Origin of the sequence: Lachnoclostridium sp. An169 (genome assembly GCF_002160525.1) — a bacterium.
Taxonomy (GTDB): Bacteria; Bacillota; Clostridia; order Lachnospirales; family Lachnospiraceae; genus Mediterraneibacter; species Mediterraneibacter cottocaccae.
On record NZ_NFKT01000090.1, the window covers coordinates 1 to 513 of the forward strand.

General features: G+C 42.9%; 1 protein-coding gene. It reads left to right on the forward strand.

The window, feature by feature from the left end:
- The coding region (locus B5F07_RS22260; protein WP_204248886.1) for a transposase at positions 1-368 on the forward strand (368 nt) is incomplete at its 5' end.
- Positions 369-513 lie beyond the last annotated feature (145 nt).

Here is a 513-nt window from a genome sequence, read left to right on the forward strand (position 1 = left end):
GTGCGGACTGCAGCGGCTGTGAGCATAAATCCAGATGCCTGTATAAATACAATGCTGAAAAAAATCCGGACCGGAATAAGGTCATGAAGATCAACGAACGCTGGGAAGAACTGAAGGAAGAATCTAACGCTAATATTCAGAGTGAAGAAGGAATCCTGAAACGGCAGACACGGTCGATCCAGACGGAAGGACACTTTGGAGATATCAAAGAGAATGAAAACTTCCGGCGGTTTAACTACCGTTCAGAGGAGAAAGTATATAAAGAATTCATGCTGTATGCGATTGGCAGGAACATCATGAAATACCATCGCTTTTTACATCATGAGATTGAGAAATATGAAGGGAAACAGGAGCAGAAAACAGCTTAGCGAAAGAAGTGCTCCCAAAAATCCAAACAAGGGGAATTTTGCGCCCTGAAATAAGCGATATCAAAAGGAAGAGGCAATCCTGGAGAGAATTCAGGCTTTGAAAAAGCACGAATTCTCTGGGATTGCCTCTTCCTCTCATATCAAG